General features: G+C 43.3%; 17 protein-coding genes and 1 riboswitch. Of the genes, 11 read left to right on the forward strand and 6 right to left on the reverse strand.

From position 1 onward, the window contains the following. Positions 1 to 10 precede the first annotated feature (10 nt). Positions 11 to 2050, reverse strand: a complete 2040-nt coding sequence (gene prlC, locus FN961_RS09300) for an oligopeptidase A (RefSeq protein ID WP_143564284.1) — start codon at positions 2048 to 2050, stop codon at positions 11 to 13. Between the two features lie 315 nt (positions 2051 to 2365). On the opposite strand from prlC, the gene FN961_RS09305 reads away from it, so the two are divergent. From FN961_RS09305 to FN961_RS09320, 4 genes are all read left to right on the forward strand, one after another. After that, the gene (locus FN961_RS09305) at positions 2366 to 3142 is read left to right on the forward strand and encodes a hypothetical protein (RefSeq protein ID WP_143564285.1); all 777 of its coding nucleotides are present in this window, start codon (positions 2366 to 2368) and stop codon (positions 3140 to 3142) included. Between the two features lie 88 nt (positions 3143 to 3230). Then, complete coding sequence (locus FN961_RS09310) at positions 3231 to 3740, forward strand: hypothetical protein (RefSeq protein WP_143564287.1); 510 nt, start codon at positions 3231 to 3233, stop codon at positions 3738 to 3740. Between the two features lie 280 nt (positions 3741 to 4020). Then, on the forward strand, positions 4021 to 5376 hold the full coding sequence (gorA, locus tag FN961_RS09315; RefSeq protein WP_143564289.1) for a glutathione-disulfide reductase: 1356 nt from the start codon (positions 4021 to 4023) through the stop codon (positions 5374 to 5376). A 663-nt stretch (positions 5377 to 6039) separates the two neighbouring features. Further along, positions 6040 to 6124, forward strand: a riboswitch (cyclic di-GMP riboswitch). A gap of 65 nt (positions 6125 to 6189) precedes the next feature. After that, the gene (locus tag FN961_RS09320; protein ID WP_143564291.1) at positions 6190 to 8754 is read left to right on the forward strand and encodes a YncE family protein; all 2565 of its coding nucleotides are present in this window, start codon (positions 6190 to 6192) and stop codon (positions 8752 to 8754) included. A gap of 373 nt (positions 8755 to 9127) precedes the next feature. Here the strand turns inward: FN961_RS09320 and FN961_RS09325 are convergent, their stop codons facing one another. Next, positions 9128 to 9607: an Lrp/AsnC family transcriptional regulator gene (locus tag FN961_RS09325; RefSeq protein ID WP_143564292.1), complete on the reverse strand. Its 480-nt coding sequence runs from the start codon at positions 9605 to 9607 to the stop codon at positions 9128 to 9130. A gap of 103 nt (positions 9608 to 9710) precedes the next feature. On the opposite strand from FN961_RS09325, the gene FN961_RS09330 reads away from it, so the two are divergent. From FN961_RS09330 to rarD, 7 genes are all read left to right on the forward strand, one after another. After that, positions 9711 to 10865 carry a cystathionine beta-lyase gene (locus FN961_RS09330; protein WP_143564294.1) on the forward strand — a complete coding sequence of 385 codons (1155 nt, stop codon included), beginning with the start codon at positions 9711 to 9713 and terminating at the stop codon, positions 10863 to 10865. Positions 10866 to 10965: 100 nt separating this feature from the next. Continuing rightward, positions 10966 to 12129 (forward strand): M24 family metallopeptidase, encoded by a 1164-nt coding sequence (locus tag FN961_RS09335; protein WP_143564296.1) that lies wholly within the window; start codon positions 10966 to 10968, stop codon positions 12127 to 12129. A 62-nt stretch (positions 12130 to 12191) separates the two neighbouring features. Further along, complete coding sequence (locus tag FN961_RS09340) at positions 12192 to 13163, forward strand: DMT family transporter (protein WP_143564297.1); 972 nt, start codon at positions 12192 to 12194, stop codon at positions 13161 to 13163. Positions 13164 to 13197: 34 nt separating this feature from the next. Then, complete coding sequence (locus FN961_RS09345; RefSeq protein WP_143564299.1) at positions 13198 to 13968, forward strand: maleate cis-trans isomerase family protein; 771 nt, start codon at positions 13198 to 13200, stop codon at positions 13966 to 13968. 22 nt (positions 13969 to 13990) lie between these two features. After that, positions 13991 to 14965, forward strand: a complete 975-nt coding sequence (locus FN961_RS09350; RefSeq protein ID WP_143564301.1) for a DMT family transporter — start codon at positions 13991 to 13993, stop codon at positions 14963 to 14965. Positions 14966 to 15018: 53 nt separating this feature from the next. Next, positions 15019 to 16170: an amidohydrolase gene (locus FN961_RS09355; protein WP_143564302.1), complete on the forward strand. Its 1152-nt coding sequence runs from the start codon at positions 15019 to 15021 to the stop codon at positions 16168 to 16170. 58 nt (positions 16171 to 16228) lie between these two features. Next, positions 16229 to 17122, forward strand: a complete 894-nt coding sequence (rarD, locus tag FN961_RS09360) for an EamA family transporter RarD (RefSeq protein ID WP_143564304.1) — start codon at positions 16229 to 16231, stop codon at positions 17120 to 17122. 151 nt (positions 17123 to 17273) lie between these two features. On the opposite strand, the gene FN961_RS09365 is transcribed toward rarD, so the two are convergent. From FN961_RS09365 to FN961_RS09380, 4 genes are all read right to left on the reverse strand, one after another. Continuing rightward, the gene (locus FN961_RS09365; protein WP_143564306.1) at positions 17274 to 17762 is read right to left on the reverse strand and encodes a DUF3299 domain-containing protein; all 489 of its coding nucleotides are present in this window, start codon (positions 17760 to 17762) and stop codon (positions 17274 to 17276) included. 61 nt (positions 17763 to 17823) lie between these two features. Continuing rightward, entirely contained in the window at positions 17824 to 18561 is a 738-nt protein-coding gene (locus tag FN961_RS09370) for a cupin domain-containing protein (RefSeq protein WP_143564308.1), read from the reverse strand. Between the two features lie 631 nt (positions 18562 to 19192). After that, positions 19193 to 19978 carry a hypothetical protein gene (locus FN961_RS09375; protein ID WP_143564310.1) on the reverse strand — a complete coding sequence of 262 codons (786 nt, stop codon included), beginning with the start codon at positions 19976 to 19978 and terminating at the stop codon, positions 19193 to 19195. Positions 19979 to 20305: 327 nt separating this feature from the next. Next, positions 20306 to 21460 carry an amidohydrolase gene (locus FN961_RS09380; RefSeq protein WP_143564311.1) on the reverse strand — a complete coding sequence of 385 codons (1155 nt, stop codon included), beginning with the start codon at positions 21458 to 21460 and terminating at the stop codon, positions 20306 to 20308. Positions 21461 to 21505 lie beyond the last annotated feature (45 nt).

Consider the following 21505-nt stretch of genomic DNA (forward strand, 5'->3'; position numbering starts at 1 on the left):
ACTTGCTGATTTAAGCATTAATGCCTGAATGACGTAGCAGTGCATCTATTTGAGGTTCACGGCCACGGAATCGTTTAAACAACTCCATTGGCTCTTCGCTACCGCCCATCTGCAATACGTTTTCAAGGAAGCTACGCCCTGTTTCAGCATTAAATATGCCTTCCTCTTCAAAGCGTGAGAAGGCATCAGCTGAAAGCACTTCTGCCCACTTGTAGCTGTAGTAACCAGCGGCATAACCACCAGCGAAGATGTGAGAAAAACTGTGCTGAAAACGATTGAAATCAGCAGGTTTTATCACCGCGACCAGACTACGGACTTCATCAAGTTTACCTTGAATATCAGCGCCAAGCGTTGGGTCGAATTCCAGATGCATGGCAAAATCAAACAGAGAAAACTCAATCTGACGCAGCATTCCCATACCCGATTGGAAGTTCTTCGCCGCCAACATCTTATCTAACATCTCTTTCGGAAGAGGCTCTCCCGTTTCATGGTGGCCAGAAATTTCAGCTAAAGCCTCCTCTTCATAACACCAGTTTTCCATGAACTGACTTGGTAGCTCAACAGCATCCCAAGGCACACCATTGATACCCGATACACCACCGACGTCGATCTTAGTCAGCATATGATGAATACCGTGGCCAAACTCATGGAACAAGGTGGTCACTTCGTCATGGGTAAACAGTGCAGGCTTACCATCCACAGGGGCATTGAAGTTACAGGTTAAGTAAGCCACTGGATTTTGCAGACCATTAGGGGTCTGACGACGACCACGACAGTCATCCATCCACGCACCACCACGTTTACCTTCACGGGCATAGAGATCTAAATAGAAACTCCCTCTGTGGACACCTTCACTGTCTTCGATACTAAAGAAGCGCACATCTTTATGCCAAGTGTCGAACTCTTTCTGCTCAGTGATCGTCAGTCCAAATAAGCGATTCACAGTGTAAAAGAGACCAGATAACACCTTATCTTCAGGGAAATATGGACGTAGAAGCTCTTGAGAAATCTCATAACGATGATGCTTTAGCTTTTCGGCATAGAAGCTTAAATCCCAAGGCGTTAAATCTGTTGCCTGATACGCTTGCTTAGCAAATTCGGTTAATTCAGCCAGCTCAGCTTTACCTTGATCTTTTGAACGCAAGGCTAGCTCATTGAGGAACTCGAGAACCTGCTCTGGGCTTTCTGCCATCTTAGTTGCCAAAGACTTATGGGCAAAACTGTCGAAACCGAGTAACTGAGCGAGTTCATGGCGAAGAGCCAAAATTTCATCCATCAATGGACCGTTATCGAACTCGCCAGCATTGGGACCTTGATCGGAAGCTCGTGTCACAAAAGCACGATAGCACTCTTCACGCAATTCACGGTTTTCACTGTAAGTCATCACAGGTAAATACGAAGGGAAATCTAAGGTAAACAACCAGCCATCCAATTCTTTAGCGACAGCCATCGCTTTTGCAGCCGCAACGGCGGATTCTGGTAGTCCTGCAAGTTCAGCCTCAACTGTGACTAACTTGCTCCACGCTTGAGTTGCATCAAGTACTTGATTTGAAAAGCCACTGGTTAATTCTGACATACGTTTAGCCAGCTCACCGTAACGTAGTTTATCGGCATCATTAAGCCCAATACCTGACAGCTCAAAATCCCTCAAACTATGTTCGATAACCGTTTGTTGTGCCTTACTCATTTGCTCGAATTCGGCTGAAGCTCTCAGGGATTTATACGCCTGATATAAGGGCTGATGTTGGCCGACAAAAGTGCCATATTCAGACAGTAACGGCAGACAAGCATCGTGAGCGGCGCGCCACTCTTCGGTACTCACCACAGAATTCATATGAGAGATAGGAGACCAGATTTTGCCTAGCGCATCATCTGTTTCCTCAAGAGGAACCACCAAGTTGTCCCAAGTAAACGGCTCAGGTTGTGCTAATACTTTCTCAATGTTACGACGACAATCGGCGATGCCTTGCTCAACAGCAGCTTGAATATGTTCAGGTTTAATCTTAGAAAAAGGCGGTAAGATGGAACTGGTTAACAAAGGGTTGCTCATTGTTATTCCTCAGCATCTGTTGATTAGAATGATCGAAAGCTCTATACCCGAGCTTAAAAAAATAGCTTACTCATTAAGTATGGGCTAATGACACAATATTCAAGAAATATCACCATTTAGCCCCATAAAATATCTGCCTATCAGGCTAAACAGGGAGAAACCTTGACCAGCCTCAAACAATTTACTTTACTTAATTTTGACATTGCTCGGTTTGATAACCTGATCGCAAATGTAAAGCGTTATCATTTACATAAGGCCATTAAACCGTACTATTCGATCATTTAAAACAATTACTCTGGTTGCATTAAGCCGCTTATGAAAAAACACATAGCACTATTTTTCCTGACAAGTCTCAGCATCATGGCATTTAGTGCCTATGCCGATACCAATTCAGCCATAGACGATTCGCACAGCACCAGTAAATTTAGCGTGCAAGAATCGAGTGAGGCGCAATATTTATTAGATCTCGGTTGGGATTCTAACTATATTTCTGAAGGCCGAAACAATCTTGAAAATGGCGGCATCTTTTGGAGTACTGCGGCGGTTCAATATCAAAACGTCAATGTCTATGCGATGTTAGGGCGTGGTGATAGTGAACACTACATTGAGTGGGATATTGGCATTGAGTACACCATCACGCTTACTGAGAACCTTGAAACCACACTCGGCTACCAAAGGGTAGAGAGTTATGGCGATGAGCGCTTTAGCGATAATGAGCTATGTGGCTCACTGACTTATGCCGGCGTTGAATGGCTCACACCATCAGTTAATTACACTTATTCGATTGGAGCTGGAGGTTACTTTGTTGAAGCTAGCCTTCACAGTAGTTGGGAGCTAACCGATAAGTTAACGCTGACCCCTTATGTCACCCAAGCTTTTGATTTTCAATATGCAACCGAAGATTACAATGGCCAAAACCACTTCCAATTCGGCGTAGAAGCTGAATATCTATTAAGTCAGAATATCAGCCTATCTGGGCACGTCAGCCACACAATAGCGCAAGAAGATATCAAGCTTGAAGCTGAGATGGATGACATGACATCTGGCTTAGATCAATCCTTTGCCGGTGTGCACTTAACCTGGTTCTTCTGAACTTAAGTCCGCACCTCAAGTAAGTGATCTTAATGCATATGAAGACAGGGAATGTCTTTTACTTTTAGCAAATACAGAGGAACATGGAATGTCACTCTTAGCCCCATTAAAACCCATTGTTGTTCATCGCTTCTTGGCTCTAATCGCCATCCCCCTTTTCAGCTTGAGCACACAATTACATGCCGATACAACACCACTCCCCCTTGGTGCAGTACTCGATAACCAAGGAAACCCTATCCCTATGCCATCTCAGCAACAAAGCGCACTAGAGATACCTTCAATAAAACCCTCAAAATCAAGTAAAGCCACTCAGTATAAGCCCACCAAAAAAACCTCACGTACCAAACCTAAAAAGCGGGCTTTGTCACCAAAGCAACAACTCGCCAGTCGAACCAGTGTGGCGAATGACCCCAGCTGTCGCTGGCTAGATACTCGCATGGATCAACTTGAGAAAAAGCTCACCTATGAAGGTAATTCAGGCTCTAAGGGTTACCATCAAAAAGAGTTAAGTGCCAGAGAACGTGAGTGGAAATGCATGAAGTGCGGCACCGAGGGGCCTAACCGAGTCGATCGTGATAAGTGCCAACAAAAGCGCTAACTATCGCTCGCTTCAGAGACTTTGCGTGAGTTCAATTCTAGTCGTATCTGTATTGAAATGGTAAGTCATAAACCAATCGCCATTTATCCGTAATAAAGCCGCGGTCCATCGGGTCTGGTATAAACGGGGAATATACACAAACAATATCAGACCTTGCCTTCAACCTTTTGAAACTTCGTCGAATGAACTAATAGTAATATGATTGGTATTGCTGGTTTGCTCTATGCTTTCCCCCTACAATGTGAACAATGCTTTTTATAAACCCCTTTTGGAGATAACAATGGCCCAACATTTTGACTATATCTGTCTTGGCGCAGGTAGCGGTGGTATTGCATCGGCAAACCGTGCGGCAATGCGCGGCGCTAAAGTACTATTAATCGAGGCTAAAGCCCTAGGTGGAACCTGTGTCAACGTGGGTTGTGTTCCTAAAAAAGTGATGTGGTACGGGGCTCAAGTTGCCGAAGCACTTCACCTTTATGCAAAAGATTATGGTTTCGACGTTACCGTCAATAAGTTTGACTGGAATACGTTAGTGGCTAGTCGTGAAGCGTATATCGACAGAATTCATGGCTCATACGATCGTGGTTTAGAGAGCAACAAAGTCACGTTAGTTCGAGGTTATGGCCGTTTCGTTAATGAACGTACCATAGAAGTTGATGGCCAAGAGTACAGTGCCGATCATATCCTTATCGCTACCGGTGGCTCACCAAGCATCCCCAATATTCCAGGGGCAGAACTCGGTATCGATTCAGACGGTTTCTTTGCACTCAGAGAACAGCCAAAGCGTGTTGCTGTTATTGGTGCAGGTTATATTGCTGTAGAACTTGCAGGTGTACTGCATTCACTCGGCAGTGAAACTCAGCTTTTTGTGCGTAAACACGCACCGCTACGTAGCTTCGACCCAATGTTAAGTGAAGCACTAATGGAGTCAATGGCAACAGACGGCCCTACGCTTCATACCCATAGCACACCAGAATCGGTCTGTAAAAATGCTGATGGCAGCCTGACACTTAAGCTAGAAAATGGCCAAAGTTTCGAGGTTGATACGCTAATCTGGGCGATTGGTCGTAAACCATCTACGGGTAACATCGGTCTAGAGAACACTCAAGTGAAGCTTAACGACCGTGGTTATGTGGTTGTTGATGATCAGCAAAATACCACCAACCCAGGGATCTACTGTGTCGGTGACATTATCGAAGGCGGCGTCGAGCTAACACCTGTTGCCGTTAAAGCGGGTCGTCTGCTTTCAGAACGTCTATTCAATGGCATGACTGAAGCCAGAATGGATTACAAACTCATCCCAACAGTTGTCTTTAGCCACCCAGCTATCGGCACCATGGGACTTTCTGAGCCTGAAGCCGTTGCCCAATATGGTGCGGATCAAGTTAAGTGCTACAGCTCAGGCTTTACTTCAATGTACACCGCAGTCACTGCTCATCGTCAAGCTTGTAAGATGAAGCTAGTTTGTGCCGGTCCTGAAGAAACCGTCGTCGGTATCCACGGCATTGGTTTTGGTATGGATGAGATCCTGCAAGGTTTTGGTGTGGCAATGAAAATGGGCGCAACAAAAGCGCAGTTTGATGCAGTTGTTGCGATACACCCAACCGGCGCCGAAGAGTTTGTCACCATGAGATAGTTTTACGACTATCCGTTAATACTGCTGCGTCTCGCGTTATAAATCCGTAGGCGCAGCTTTTAATTCTAAGCTTCATCAGTACTAAGCCAAAACAGAGCAAAAAATAACGTCAATCATTTCAACTTCTCCTTTACTGCTCCTCAGTATCCCCCTCTTTAAAGCTCTATTCTATATTTTAAATAACCAATTAATTGCCAAATATACATATTGGTTACCATGGCCATTAAATAAACCCATTATCAAACCAAACACAAAATCACTCACTTGAGATGAACAACAACGCAGCCACTAATACTAATAAAAGAAGCTTTACACCCTATTTTTTCAAATTATCGCATTAACTACGCTTATCTCTATTCTTGAATATTTACACTCAACGCGGGGCATGCGTGCGTCACTTACCTGCTGGCTAACACGATTTACCCAGAGAAAAAATGCTGAGCAGCAAAATCGAAGTATTTCGTAAATTTGGACAATTTAGGCTTTGATTTGACGTCATATTCAGATCTATTTACCGATGTAATCCTTATAGATATTGTATTAGACAAAATCAGAAACCCACTCAATTACATGTTTTTAAAAGGTTTTGTATTTATTTGTATTTACAAAAAAATATTATCAGACAATAATCGCGGGATTTTAAAAAAATCCAAGTGATGCACTTGGTGAAAAAGGCAAAACGCATGAAAGTGCGTGACGCAAAGCAACCAGCCTAAGGGTTTCAACCTAAGGTAGTGGAGTTACCACAAGTGACACGTGCAGTTCTTCTGAACCTGTTACTTTTCTATGTACTTATGAAAAGGACATGATTTAATGACATCGTTTAAATTAAGCCTACTCGCTAGCAGTCTAATCTTAGCTGCCTCGGCTTTTAGCACACCTGCTTTCGCAACAAATAACTCAGTTAACCTAGCTAATACAATGAATACGATTCATCAAAAAATAGATGATCGCATTGCTGAGTTAAGAGAATACGCGTCGGATGAGAGTAATGTCATCATTCAAGACCAAACACGCTATATCAAAGTGAATAATAGCCAATACGAACTCACTCAAGATAATTACATTATGTTTGATTTGCCGTCGTCATATACTGATGGAACCGCTTTCCGTAACGTATTTGATTTCATTGACGATGACTGGGAAATAAGTTGGTACGGCTTTGGAATGGTTCTCGTTAATAAAATATACGGTAACTATAACTACGGTAATGGCTGCTTGATTGAATATGGTCCAAGAGGTGATGTTTACACCCCCACTGGATCGAAGCATTTGGTGATTGAAACCGCTAGCTGCGGAGTAGAAGAAGGTGAAACCCTAACCGAAAAATCATTTTTAGGCGAAGGCCGCAAGCTTGATTACTCGACTTTTGGCTATGAAAGCGCTGATAACTTTTCGCCAGAATCGGTCGCAATAAATCGCGATAAAGTTTATGTGGGCAACGTACACAGCAGCTTCTCTAAAATCGAACGCTTTGACCTGAAAACCCAACAGGCATTACCGGCTATTACCGGGTTTACCTTGAATGGTATCGATGAAACCTACCGGGTGGTGAGTGACGTGACCGAGCACAATGGTCGCCTTTATGTGGCATCATTATCCTCTAATCGCGTTGATATTTATGACACAACCAATAACGATAATATCGTTATGTCACTGGGTACGGGCTCATGGTCGGGTAACACCTTTGATAAAACACTGACCCACCCACACAGTGTTGCTGCTAACAATGACTACATTTTTGTTGCCGATGTTAGTGGTAAAATTTCAGTTTATGCACAAAGCGACGTTAAACAGGCTAATCACAAAAACACCAAAAAACATGCGTTCTTAAGTCTACCTGAGAGCAACAGCATTTACCGAAATCTGAAAATGGAAGTCGTCGGTAATGAGTTGATTGCTAGTTTTGATAGCTCTGCAACCTATGTGTTTGATATCGCTAATATAGAAGCAGGACAACATCTTATCGAGCCAAAACAAACATACGCTAAGACTCATCGTCGTAATGTGTATGAATCAGCACGAGGCGATGTCTTTACCGGTAGCACTTCCGGTAATGTTGAGTTATTCCCTGCTGGCACTTTAGTATTTACAGATTCTGGCGTAGCAACGCCTTCTACTCAGCAATACAGCGCTTACTTTGATATTAATACCAACACTGAAGCCACATCCAAAGTCGCTTTCGATCTGGCTGTTGAAAACGATATTCTGGCGATGTTACAAGATCGAACAGTACTCTTAGCTGATATCGAAACTTTACGTATTCATCAATCTAATAATACCGTTAGTTACACCAACGATATCGACTTAACAGGCTCAGATGTAAGCCACACACCTTTGTTATTTAATGGCGAAAGCTGGGAAAGTTTAACCACAAACCATGAAGTGCGTATCAACCGTCTGCTCTCCGGTAAGCAAACCTTAGATGCGCTAGAAATTACCAGTTATGTCGCACAGCCAACTCATGATTTAACAGTTGAAGCACGTTTTAATAATGACGGAGCATGGGTTCAGTTGGGCTCAATTACCCAGTTAGATGCCTTTTCTTCCTTTAAATTGGGACAAACGCTGCAAGATAACCTTTATTACCCAACGGCAAATGGTCTGCAATCGGTTGCCATTAAAGGATTAACGGATCTTAGTTATTTACCGGCAAATATCATCGATATTCGTCTAACTTCGAAAACCGATGAGTTAGTAAAGAAGATCACTGATTTAAAACCAAAATGGCGCCTACGTTTTGGCACATTCAACACAGGAAATTGGGCGAAGATAACACCTGCCTATGCAAGGGAATGGATGATCATCATAGCGAACTTCGCTTATATGATTGATAGCCCTGAATTTGAGCATTTGTGGTTCAATTACAGAGACAGCATTGGTCAGGGGAATAATGAATTCTTTGGCAATGCAGGCCCTATCGATGGTTCTGGTGGTAACTTTACAGCTGAAGATTACAAGCGCGTATATGATGAGTTTATGAATCGCGATCTTATCAACTTAGGGATCTCGACCATAGGTGGTGGCTTAGGCGGTGGAACAACTCTGGGAATTGATACCTGGAACTATTATTCACACTACTATAATTCTGGCATGGGTGTTGTTGGGCATGAATTTGGACACCACTGGGGATCTCATGACAGTAGTTTCTCTAATTCCTCGCGTGGCTTGCAACTGATGACTCAAGATCTGCATCAAATGATGATCCGCTGTCAGTCTCTGCCTTACTTAGATGATGAGATTAACGCCTTCTACAAAACTCCGCGTGAGGAGATGTACAACGGTGTCGATCATAGATTCCGTACTCCTCGCCCTGCTGACAATGTGAATCTGGTTGAAGGTTACTTTGCTGAAAAACCACTGCTATTTGTGCGTTAAGTTTGATTAGAGCATATAAAGTTATCGACATAAGACTAAGCCAATCAAATCCTTGATTGGCTTTTTTATGAGTCGTTGGCTTGAAGATACAACCAGAGTCCAGCTCATTACCACACAGAAATGAAATATAGATATTTAAATACAACTGCTTACGGAAATTCGCAAGTGTTAATCCTGAAGAACATTATTTGTTTCAGATCCAACTTCCACCCAGTTTGATTCATGTCACACACAAGCACCAGCACTTGTGACTAAGATCTCAATACTACCCTCTATTTTCCTTTGTGAGTGATTAAAATCCAAATTAAGTGAAAAAAATTCTCATCGCTTTAAACACATTACAGAGTCACATTTACGATATACCAATGACTGATTAAGCCTCATTAGATAAAAGTAATGGCGTCTCCAGGGTGGCTTTAACTCTGTCCATGACCACAATGGTTCTAAACCATTTTACATTCGGATTGTTATAAAATAGTCGGCCACTGATCGCATCATATTCGGCCATGCTTGCAACCGTGAGTACCAACATAAAATCTGCTTCGCCCGTAACATAGTAACACTGCTGTATTTCGGGGCCTGAGAAGCACAACTTTAACTCTTTCATATCAGATGCACGCACATGAGCTGCGTGAACCTCCACAATAATGGTGATCGCTTGCCCCACTTTATCGGGGGAAATAATGGCTGAATTGGCTTGAATCACTCCTGAATCTTCTAAGCGCTTAATTCTACGCTGCACAGAAGCTGTCGATAAATGAACGAGTTCAGCAATCACCCGTAATGGGGTGATATTGTTTTTTTGCAAAATGCTCAAAATGGCATGATCAAAGCTATCAATTGGTTGGTTCATGTGAAAATTTTTCTCATAAGCACTAGTTAATTCGAGCGCTATTCTCAAGTGAGGAAGAATAAGATTACTGCCAATATCTTTCTTCCCGATTTGGAGCAGTAAAATGCATTGGCATAGCAGACTCGTTCAACCACAGACTTTAGCGACGTCAGGATTTCAATCATTAGCAACACCCACGTATCGCGGCTCTACCGTATTATTTAACAAACAAGCTGATATTGTCGATGATTGGAATCAGGCAGAAAACGGCTACAGCTATGGCTTATACGGTACACCAACAACATTAGAGTTATCGGGACGTATTGCACAATTAGAAGGTGCACTACACAGTTTTGTTGTACCCGGCGGACAAGCCGCTATTGCGTTAGTTTATTTTGCCATGTGCCGAGCTGGCAGCCATGCACTCGTTCCTCACAATGCCTACGGTCCGAACAAAGAGATGGCCCAAGGACTACTAAAAGATCTAGGCATTGATGTCGAACCCTACGACCCACTGATTGGTGCTGGGATCTCTGATCTGATCCGTGATAACACCAGCTTGATTTGGGTAGAAAGCCCAGGTTCAGTGACCATGGAAATTCAAGATGTGCCCGCTATTTGCGCTGCGGCACATGGAAAAGGCGTCATGGTTGCGTTAGATAACACCTACGCTGCCGGTGTGCTATTTGATGCCTTTGCACATGGTGTTGATATTAGTATGCAAGCACTGACTAAATATGTTGGCGGCCACAGTGATCTATTACTTGGCACCGTTTCTGTCAATACCGAAGTCCTAAAAGCCAAAGTGGGTGTGACCTTCAAACAACTCGGTTTAGCCGTCTCTCCTGATGATTGCAACTTGGCTCTAAGAGGCCTGCAAACCCTTGGCATTCGCTTAACCCATCTAGAAAAATCGACGCTAGAAGTTGCCCAGTGGCTTTCTGAGCAAAAAGGGGTTGCTCAGGTCTTCCACCCTGCATTCCCATCGTGTCCAGGCCATGAGCTTTGGAAACGTGACTTTACCGGTTCAAGTAGCGTGTTCTCCTTCCTATTTACCGAGGAGTTCAGCGCCAGCCAAGTTGAAGCCTTCATCGATACTTTATCAATGTTCAAAATCGGCATGAGCTGGGGCGGCGTCACCAGTTTGGCCTTGGTCTACCCAAACATTGAGCGTCCAGGTAAAGACTACGCAGGCCGTTTAGTCAGACTCAATATCGGTTTGGAGCACACTCAAGAGCTTATCCAAGATCTTGAGCGTGCCATCAAAACGGTCTCTTAAAAGACAAAAAAATCAGCAAAGTGAAGTTACGCCACGCATAACTTCACTTGACGAACAATCAACTAAAAAAACTAATAATAGCTTATGTAAGGTGCATCAAATGACGAATCTAACTCGTGGTTTTACCCTGCAAGAATTTGAGCAAAGAACTGTACGCGCCCAAAAAGTCATGCATGACATGAAACTAGACGCGATGATATTTACCACCGAACCCAACGTTCGTTACTTCACTGGTTTCCACTCGCAATTCTGGCACAGTCCAACCCGTCCTTGGTTTGTAGTGGTACCTGCAGAGGGCAAGCCTATCGCTATCATTCCTGAAATCGGCGCCAAAGGCATGTCGCAAACATGGATTGATAACATTATTACGTGGCCTGCGCCTCGACCAGAAGATGACGGCATCAGCCTAGTTGCAAACACCTTAAACGCGCTACCGCGCCGACATGGCCGTGTTGGTGCAACCTTAGGCATCGAGTCTCACCTGCGTATGCCGGTCAATAACTATCTCAAGCTGACCACCATGGTTAACAGCGAGTTTGTCGATGTAGCGCTTGCCATGCACGGGCTTCGTCAGATCAAGTCAGCAGCTGAGATCGCTAAAACTCGTGAAATTTGCCGTATCACTAACATCGGCTTTAACCGTATCCCCGAGTACGCCCAAGTCGGCATGACTGAACGCCAAATCTGTAAGCAGTTCGGTATCGATATGCTACTAGCAGGCGCCGATGAATGCCCATTTATCATCGCCGGATCGGGTCCAGATGCCTATGACGATATCTTGATGGGACCGAGCGATCGCATTATCGAATCTGGTGACGTACTGCTGATCGATACCGGCGCAGTATGGGATGGTTACTTCTCTGATTTCGACCGTAACTGGGCCTTTGGCTCTGCAAGTGAGCAAACCAAAGCGGCCTACCGCGCCACTTATGAAGCGACAACCAAAGGCTTTGAAGCTGCACGCCCTGGTAACACGACCACCGACATCTACAACGCTATGTGGAACGTACTGGAAGCCAATGGTGCACTAGGTAATGACATTGGCCGAGTGGGTCATGGCCTAGGTATGGAGCTCACTGAGCGACCTTCAAATACGGCAACTGACAACACAGTACTCAAGCCAGGCATGGTGATGACACTTGAACCTGGCATGACCTACGCAGCGGGTAAAACCATGCTGCATGAAGAGAATATCGTGATCACCGAAGATGGCGCTGAATGGCTATCGGAACGTGCTGCGCCGGAGTTGATCATTATTAACTAACCACACCTTCGAAATGCCTCCGCATTTGAGTGGAGGCTTGCTTAATCCTAAGGAATAATATTTTGAACAATATTAATAAAGATGTGTTGTTTGGATGGTGCGCTGCAATTTCGGTGGCGATGATTTGGGGTGTAACGGGCGTTGTATCTAAACCGCTATCGATGGCGGTAGACCCGATGACGCTGGTATTTTTCCGCTATGTCACCGCAGTTATCGGTTTGTCAGTTATCTTTATGCTGACATGCAAGAATACAAAAATAAACGGTGAACTTGGTAAATCGTTAAAAATTGAAAAATCTGATTACTTCAAAATCGCCATGTGCGGCATCATTGGCCAAGGCCTTTTCTCTCTGTTTAATTTCCTATCACTTGCTCATATCGGCGCCACTGAAAATGGTGTAATTCAGGGCATGAACCCTTTCGTGACTGTGTTCTTTGGCATGATATTCATGAACTTCCGCATGAATAAGATTCAGTGGTGCGCATTCCTCGTATCGGCACTTTGCATCTACGCTATGAGTATTGGCCCAACAAACCAGATCCAAGGTGGCACACCACTTTTAGGCTACTTATACGTCTCATGTTCAGTGCTATCTATCGCCTGTACCGCGCACTTGCGTGCCAGCTTAGCGGACAAGTACGGCTCTGTTGTCTCTATGTTAATGCAATATATTGCTGTGGCCATTTTTGGTTTAGTGATGGTGCTATCGATGGGATTAGACCTGTCACAAATTACCATTATTCTTTCTGATCCACTGCTGATCGGTCTGCTGATTTTCTTAGGCACAGGTATCTCAGGTGTCAGCTATGTCATCCAGCTCTATTCATTTAAAAAGATTGGTGTCGAAAAATCGACATTAGCACTTAATTTAATGCCCCTAGTTGGCTACATCGTTGCCGTTCTGACGCTTGGTGAACAGTTATCTTTTTACAAAACCGCCATAGTACTGACTATCGTTGCAGCCCTGTACGCCTTTAACGCTTTTGAGTCTAAAACTAAAACGATAACAGCAGTAAAACCCGTTACGGCTTGATTATCTAAGAACAAAAAAGAGATAGGACAACACCATGAATTTTGAACAATTTAATGATTTTGAAGTAAAGCTAACCTTTGAACCTGCACCTAGACCTCAGCGAGTCCATATTGGCTTAGTCCAATTGGCCAACGACCACACCTTAGAAACGGATTGGTCTCACCTGCTTGGCGAACAAGCTGCACTGTTTAGTACTCGCATCTTTAAAGAGAATGGCATGACACCAGAAGCGCTAGATTCTGTTGCTGCCAGCATTAGTGACGGCGCGGTATTGGTCGCAGACGGCTTACCCATGGATGTGATGGCATTTGCCTGCACCTCAGCTTCAATCATCATCGGTGAACAGAAAGTCTCTAAGCTACTCACTAAAGGGCGTGGAGATATTCCAACCACCAACCCATGGTCAGCAGCTCAAGCCGCTTTTAAACATCTGCAAGCGAAAAGAGTGGCGGTTTTCTCCCCCTACCCAACGGAGGTTAACTTCCCCTTAAGAGAGCAATTAATTGATGCGGGCTTTGATGTGGTCGCGATAACAGCATTGGGCATTATGGACGACAACATCATCCATAAAGTGCCATTAAGCACATTTGAACAGGGAATTGAGATCCTATTAAAGGATAACAATGTCGATGTTATTTTCATGTCCTGCACCAGCTTAAGAGCTGTCGAGAATATTCAGCATCTTGAAGATAAATATGGTGTTGCCGTTGTTTCCAGTAATTCAGCTCTATTCTGGCATTCAATGCATCTGTGTGGGCAAACAGCAAACTGCCCAGGCTATGGCAAGTTACTTTCTGGAATTTAACTCTTGTGTAGGAATATGAACCATGTCTGAACGTAATAAAGGTTGGATTGCAGCGGTATTTATTGGTTTTTTATGGGGAACACCTTGGGTTGTAGGGACACCTCTTATGGAGGTGATGGATTCAAAAATGTTGGTGTGGTTGCGCTATGTTGTCGCCTCTATCACCCTGTTTGTGATTCTTGGGGTGATGAGTAAGTCAGCAGTAACTCAAGAGTATCAAAAGTTTAGCTATTCTTGGGATAACCGTATCGATGTATTTAAGACATTTGCCTGCGGCTTTATCGGTCAAGCCTTGTTTAGCTATTTTGCTTTCTTATCACTGGATTACATTACCGCATCTGAGAATGGCGTCATCATGGGACTGATCCCAATTCTGATCCTTTCCGTTGGCTTCTTCGCCAGAGGTGCACGCTTTACCATGTTACAGCTAGGTGCAGCTTGCCTTGCATTAGCCGGGGTCACCATGTTGGTGTATGTACCTGAATCTAGCTCTGGTGGCTTTAACTTAGGCCATGTTCTGGCATTTTTAAGTGCATTTGCTTTCGCTTCAACGGCCTATACACGCGCAGACCTTGCAGAGAAATATGGTTCAATCTCAACCATGTACCATCAGTTCATCTTTGCCGCAGTAGGCTTCACCTTTGTGGTGCTTTTCTATGGCCTAGACTTCACCACCGCCCTACAAGCCTTTACCTCGCCAAGTAGGATATTGAGCATCTTCATTCTTGGAGTGTTTATCTCAGGTATTAGTTACTTAATTTATATCTATGGCATCAACAGAGTCGGTGTTGATGGCACCGGTATGGCGCTTAACTTAATGCCACTAGCGTCATTTGCCTTGGCTGCACTCGTGCTATCTGAGCCTTTCACCACCTGGAAGTGTGTAGCCATCGCTATTGTTGTCTCGGCACTGATGATTTTTGTGAAGGCCAAAGCTAAAGCTCCTGCTGCAAACCCCAAGAACTGCATAAAACCTGAAGTTGCAGGCGAAATGTAAACCTGTAGAGGGCATAACCTAATGCCCTCTTCTTTTAATGAAGAATTAACACGATGTTAGATAATAAAATTATAGAGTGGCGTCACTACTTGCACACGATCCCTGAGATAGGTTTTGAAGAAACCATGACCTCAGACTTTATCGCCAATAAGCTTGAAGAGTTTGGCATCGAAGTGTGTCGAAATATCGGTAAAACCGGCATGGTGGGCATCTTAAAGCGTGGTACCTCAGACAAGTCCATCGCGCTACGGGCGGATTTCGATGCCATTGCTGTGACTGAAAAAAATGGCTTCGATTACGACTCAAAACACCGTGGCATGATGCATGGCTGCGGCCACGATGGTCACAGTGCAATGCTACTCGGCGCGGCTTATCAGCTGTCGCAACAAGCAAACTTTGACGGCACGGTTTACTTTGTGTTCCAACCCGCAGAAGAGCAAGGTACAGGAGCAAAAGCCATGATCGACGATGGCTTGTTTACTCGCTGGAAGATTGATTCTATCTACGCCATGCACAATATGCCCGGTATCGAAATCGGCAGTTTTTTGATCAGCCCTAGCTCAATTATGGCCAGTGAAAATCATTTCAAAATTGAAGTGCTAGCCTCAGGCGGACATGCAGCAATGCCGCATCTAGGCAGCGATCCTGTCCTTGCTGCGTGCAATATTGTATCAACGCTACAGAGCATCATTACCCGCAACCTAGATGCCATACACGAGCCAGCAGTCTTGTCGGTCACCGATATCAACACCAATGGCGGCGCAAATGTTATCCCAACTGTAGTCACTCTTACAGGTGATACTCGCTGCTTCTCAGATGACACCCAAGCATACATTAAAACCGCCATGGAGCGTGTTGTTGCCGGAGTCACCTCTGCAGCAGGTTTAGGTTACAACTATGAGTTTTCTAACTGCGTACTGTCAACGGTCAATAGCAGCGATAAATCAGATATCGCGGTTAGGGTCGCGAAAAAAGTGGTTGGTGAAAACAAGGTAAATGATAAGTGCAAACCTTACTGCACCTCCGAAGATTTCTCCTTTATGCAACGTGAAGTACCGAGTTGCTATATTTTGGTCGGCAATGGCAGCAAAGGTGAGAAAGGCGGCGTCGCGCTGCATCTACCTAACTATGACTTTAACGACCAACTCTTGATGATTGGCGTTAACTTTTGGGTAGAGCTGGTTCGAGATCAATTAGCAATCTAGCCGTTCAAGCCGCTGGAGAGCAACTCACCTGCTCTCCAGTATTGATGAGGTACATCCGATGTGGTTATCTGGTAATTCAATCGCAATCCTTGCCTTTTTAACGTGGGGATTACTACCGCTTTATTTCCAATTTATCCCTAATGCTAATGTGTTCGAGATATTATCCATTCGCGTAGTATTTTCCATTCCCTGTATTTACCTGCTGCTTAAAATCATGTCTCTTCCGATGGAAAGGATATGGACTGCAATGCAAAACAAGCGAGTGTTACTAATCTGCTTTTTGGCTGGGATATTTAACCTTACTTCGCTATATAGCTTTACTTGGGCGGTCACCAACGGGCAAGTACTGGCTGCCAGTTTAGGCTACTTCATGAACCCCATCTTCTCTATTGCCTTAGGGGTACTATTTTTAAAAGACAAACTATCAACTTTTCAGTCGATTGCCGTTGCGCTATCTATTGCAGGTATTGGTTGCCAAGTGATCTATTACGGAGAGCTACCTTGGATATCAATCATAATGGGCGGCGCTTTTGCACTGTACGGCTTGATGAAGAAATTTGTCGATTTGGATGCACTTAGCATCATGATGATTGAACTTATCTTAATATTGCCCATTGCCTTGTGCTTGATCATGAGTGATCTATGGCAGCAAACTTCCGTTTTATACTCAGGTGATAACAGCAAAATTTTACTCTACCTACTCTCAGCGCCAGTCACCTTAATCCCGTTAGTTTTATTCTCGCTCGCAGTGGAAAAAATCAGTCTGATCATGATTGGCTTCATTCAATATATCGAGCCAAGTATTCAATTCTTGTTGGCGGTGATGATATTTGGCGAAGTATTACTTCCCGTAAAAGTCGCAAGCTTTAGTTTGATCTGGCTAGGCTTACTGCTTTGTATTGCCGATATTATCGTTAAAAAGCGGATCGGCCCTAAGATATTAAGGCTCTAGCCCTCAATATATTACACTCACTAAAAAGGCCATAAAACTGTGTTTATGGCCTTAATCTTCAGTTCCAGAACCAAGCATAACCTTTCACTTATTACCAAGAGGTCAAAAGGCATGCTATTAACGATGAATATCTATATGTCTCTTAATAGGATTAATTAGGTTCTGATTTATGCTGGGAAGCATCATATGGAATGACATCATGCAGCTCTAATGTATAGGTGCTGGTATAAATATGGTCAATTGTTTGCTCTACACGGATCTTACCAAACGCATAGAATGGCTGCTCTTCGCTGGCGACCAGTTCAATGTTTTTAGGATTCTCAACAAGTATTACCTGGGTTGGCATTGGAATACCTGTGTGCTCACATATTGTTGGTATGTTAGCAAAGACCCAGTTGTATGAATCGTTATTCTCGGCATCCATCCAAGTTTTAGTGAACCATCCAGCCAGAACAACTTCTTTGCCATCAATCTCTTGGTTGATTTTTTTCAGTGGATTAGTTTCCCCTTCAAGTTCAACATGTAACTGTGGAAAAGGTAATGGAAAATAATCATTATGAGTGACGGACTCATATGCCGCAAAGGAGGATGATGAAATAGCCGATAATGCCAAAAATGCGATTGTCTGAATGACTTTCATGTTATTTACTCTTTTAAAAGGAAGGCGATATCTTGCGATACCGCCTAACTATTACAACCAATTAGAAACCGTAAACTGCGTTGCCGCTACGAACTTCTTTAGAGTAGTTGTAAGGTAACAATTCGAACATAACCTTGATGCCAGCTTTGTCTTCTACCCACTTACTTTCTGGCCAAGTGTAACCAAAAGTAGAGAAGTTACCGTCCATTGGGAACCAGTAAGGCCAGACCATGTCGGTTTTACCTGTTACGTTGGTGTAGTGCATCGCCTTAGACTCAAGGAACAAGAAATCGCCCTTTTCGAAATGGTTCATCTTGCCGTTAGCCCAAGTGTGAGATGTACCATCTAGGCCATAGTAGCACTCAGGCTCTTTGTGATAATGTGGGTGCAGTTTCTTTCCTGGTGCAACAGCAGCGATACCCATAACGATTGGCTTATCAGACAGCTGTAACCAACAAACACCATCATCAGAATCAATAGCGCCACCTTTTGGACATGCGCGCAGTTTGTAGATGTCGTCTGCAGTACCCCATGTAACCCAACCATCGTTAGGAACACCAGATGCACCGTGGCGGTTTGGCTGGATGTCACGATAGTGAACCGTTTGAAACTCTTCAACATAACCTACAGCAACTGGGTGCTTACATGCCGTTGGCATGGTTTTAGTCAGGTTGTGTGGAGTTGACAGACTAGGATACTCTGCGTGGTGAGGCTTGGTTGGAGTATCTGGAGTTGCCATGGCAAAACCAGTAAATAATACAGAAGCGATTACCACAGAAAGATTCAACATTTTCATCATCAATTACCTTAGTTTATTATTTAATTTATTTTTGTATAATTATTATTTTTTGACTTAGTCAATCCATTGACCAAATGGAATATTGTCCTTTAACGCCTTGAAATTTATAACCAACAGTACAAACAAGATAGATTAAAACCCAATAAAAATTAATCCACCGTTTAAACCTGAGTTCATTTTTATTCCGTTAAAGACATGAGTAATGTGATACCAGTCAAATATTACGACTAACAACTTATTAAAAAAACAAAAACAAACCACTCATTACAAAATATAAATACTCATGACAAAAAAATACTTGATGTCGGGCCGGAACATTTATTTCACAACAAGATTAAAAACAAAAATCGACTTACCAAAAATTTAAAACATTAGAGACGCATATATAATTAATATACATTTACTTTATGAATTAATTAGTGAAGACTGGAGAAGAACATTGTATTTGTGGTGTGGTAAAATGCAGAAGGAGCTATCAATAATTTAATGATGCTGATAATTAATTATGAAAATTAAGTGGTCTGATATACTGGTGTTTTATCTATGCTTAATCTGACAGGAGAGCCACTCTATTCTATAACGCTGTTAATTACTCGCGGTAAAGCTATCCCAATAGATGGCCTGTATTAGCTCATTCAGTAATGGTTCTACAAATGCCATCCATGGAACTTTCTTGTGTACTTTTGAAATATAGACAGCGCTCACAGGTTATGTTCTGTCGATATTGTTCAAGATAAGCAATGACTAACCCATATACCATCCTAATGTCTTCTAAGCTTGCAGGTTCCCGCCAAGAGAATAGATTAACTTGAGCCAACAATCCCTCAAGCTCATTATTTTTCATTCTCTCTATCGGCCTATAACTGTTTATAGTAGAGGCGATTGCAAAAATTTTACCCATACTATAAAAGTACAAAACATCCCCTAGTTGCCTAATACTATCCTCATCACTCTGCATTAAATGCCCATCTTGAGCAGATCGTTCAGCCACACTCTGCATACTATAAAAATATCGACCTTCTATATTTCTCATGGTTTTTACTTTGTCATCGGAAGACAATTTCCATACCCCACAATTCGTCGCTGATAAGCATGCCGTCAGATAAACAGGATCTTGTCTTGATATTTCAATACTCAGTAATACTGGTGTAAAAACCAAAAGATTTGAAGGGAGATCACAATGGACTCTTAAGAAGTTTTCAATATCGTAAGTAACACTACGTCTTAATAAAGTACAAACTAAAATATCCTCCCTTGAATTAAAGTTATTATAAAACGTTCTGGATGAACATATTTTATTTTTAATAATGCTAGAGTGTGTAAAAGAAATAACGCCATGTTCAAGTATTAAATCCTCAGAAGCAATGAGAATTTGATTGCACACTTCACGACTAGCCTTAGAATCAAAACACTTCAATGTATTCCTTCCGATAACCATGTAACCATTACTTGTGAAGGCAGTCTATATTTAAACTGAATTCCAATATGAGATAGAAATACCATTATCGTTTATTGCTATACAGCATTAATTCAAAGATACGAGATAGCTCATGAATAATAAAAAATACAGACATACATCCCAATTAAGTAGCATGACCATTTGACATAAAAAATAGCGATTCACCTTAGGCCGGCGGCATAAAAAAGGCTATGAACCTAAGTCCATAGCCTTCTATCTGTACCCATATTCAACTCAAGAGCACCAAGACTTAGTTAAAGTCAGCACTACCGAGTCATATGGAAATTACTTAGCCAAGCGCTGTTCAACAAGCACTTGCCAGTATCTCAAACCTGCACTCAAGATGTTGTCATTAAAATCATAAGTTGGCTTGTGTAGCGCCACGCTACCACATTCACAACCTGCACCATTGCCCACTAGGATATAACAACCTGGCGCTTCACGTAGCATGAACGAGAAATCTTCACTGATGGTAAATGGCTGACAACTGCCATTCACTTTGTCTTCGCCCACCACCGCTTGAGCAGCTTGAACGGCATACGCCGCTTCATCTGGTGTATTGATCGTCGACAAGAAACTATTGTTGAATTTGTAGGTGTATTCGACACCTGCAGACATGCATTGGCCAGCAACCACACGCTCAAGTGCTTTTTCGATTTTATGCAATGCACCGTCGGTAAAGCTTCGGGTATCGCCAGTAATGGTGACTTTAGTCGGAATAACGTTAACAGTGCCGTTAGTGGCGAATTCAGTTACTGAAATAACTGCTGTCTCGTCAATCGCACTTAGGTTACGCGAGACGATCGTTTGAATTGCCGTTACAATCTGCGCGCCAACAACAATTGGGTCAGTGCCCATGTGCGGCATTGCTGCGTGACCGCCTGTGGCGATAACTTCAATCTCAAAGCTACTTTCACTGGCCATTAATGAATGTGGACGTGTTACGAAGTGACCCGCTGGTATACCAGGCAAGTTGTGCATCGCGTAAACGGCATCAATGGTCCAACGGGTAAATAGGCCGTCAGCGATCATCGCTTTTGCACCTGTGCCACGCTCTTCATCTGGTTGGAAGATGAAGTAAACCGTGCCATCAAAATTTCTCGTCAGTGCTAATTCGTGAGCAGCAGCAAGTAACATCGCAGTATGGCCATCATGGCCACAGGCGTGCATTGCACCTTCGTTAACCGAGGCATAAGAGAAAGTATTCTCTTCATGAATGTGCAGTGCATCCATATCTGCGCGAAGGCCAATTGAACGTGAGCTATCGCCGCACTTTAAAATACCGACAACACCAGTGCCACCAATACCACAATGAACTTCAAGACCAAACTCTTCCAGTTTACTCGCCACAAATGCAGCGGTCTCGTGTTCTTGGGTACCAAACTCTGGGTGTTGGTGAATGTGTTGACGCCACTCAATAACTTTCTGCTCGATATTCATATTCTTTTCTCTTCTAACAAGAACCGGTGACTGGGTCACCGGTGA

The organism is Shewanella hanedai (assembly GCF_007197645.1).
Classification (GTDB): Bacteria; Pseudomonadota; Gammaproteobacteria; order Enterobacterales; family Shewanellaceae; genus Shewanella; species Shewanella hanedai.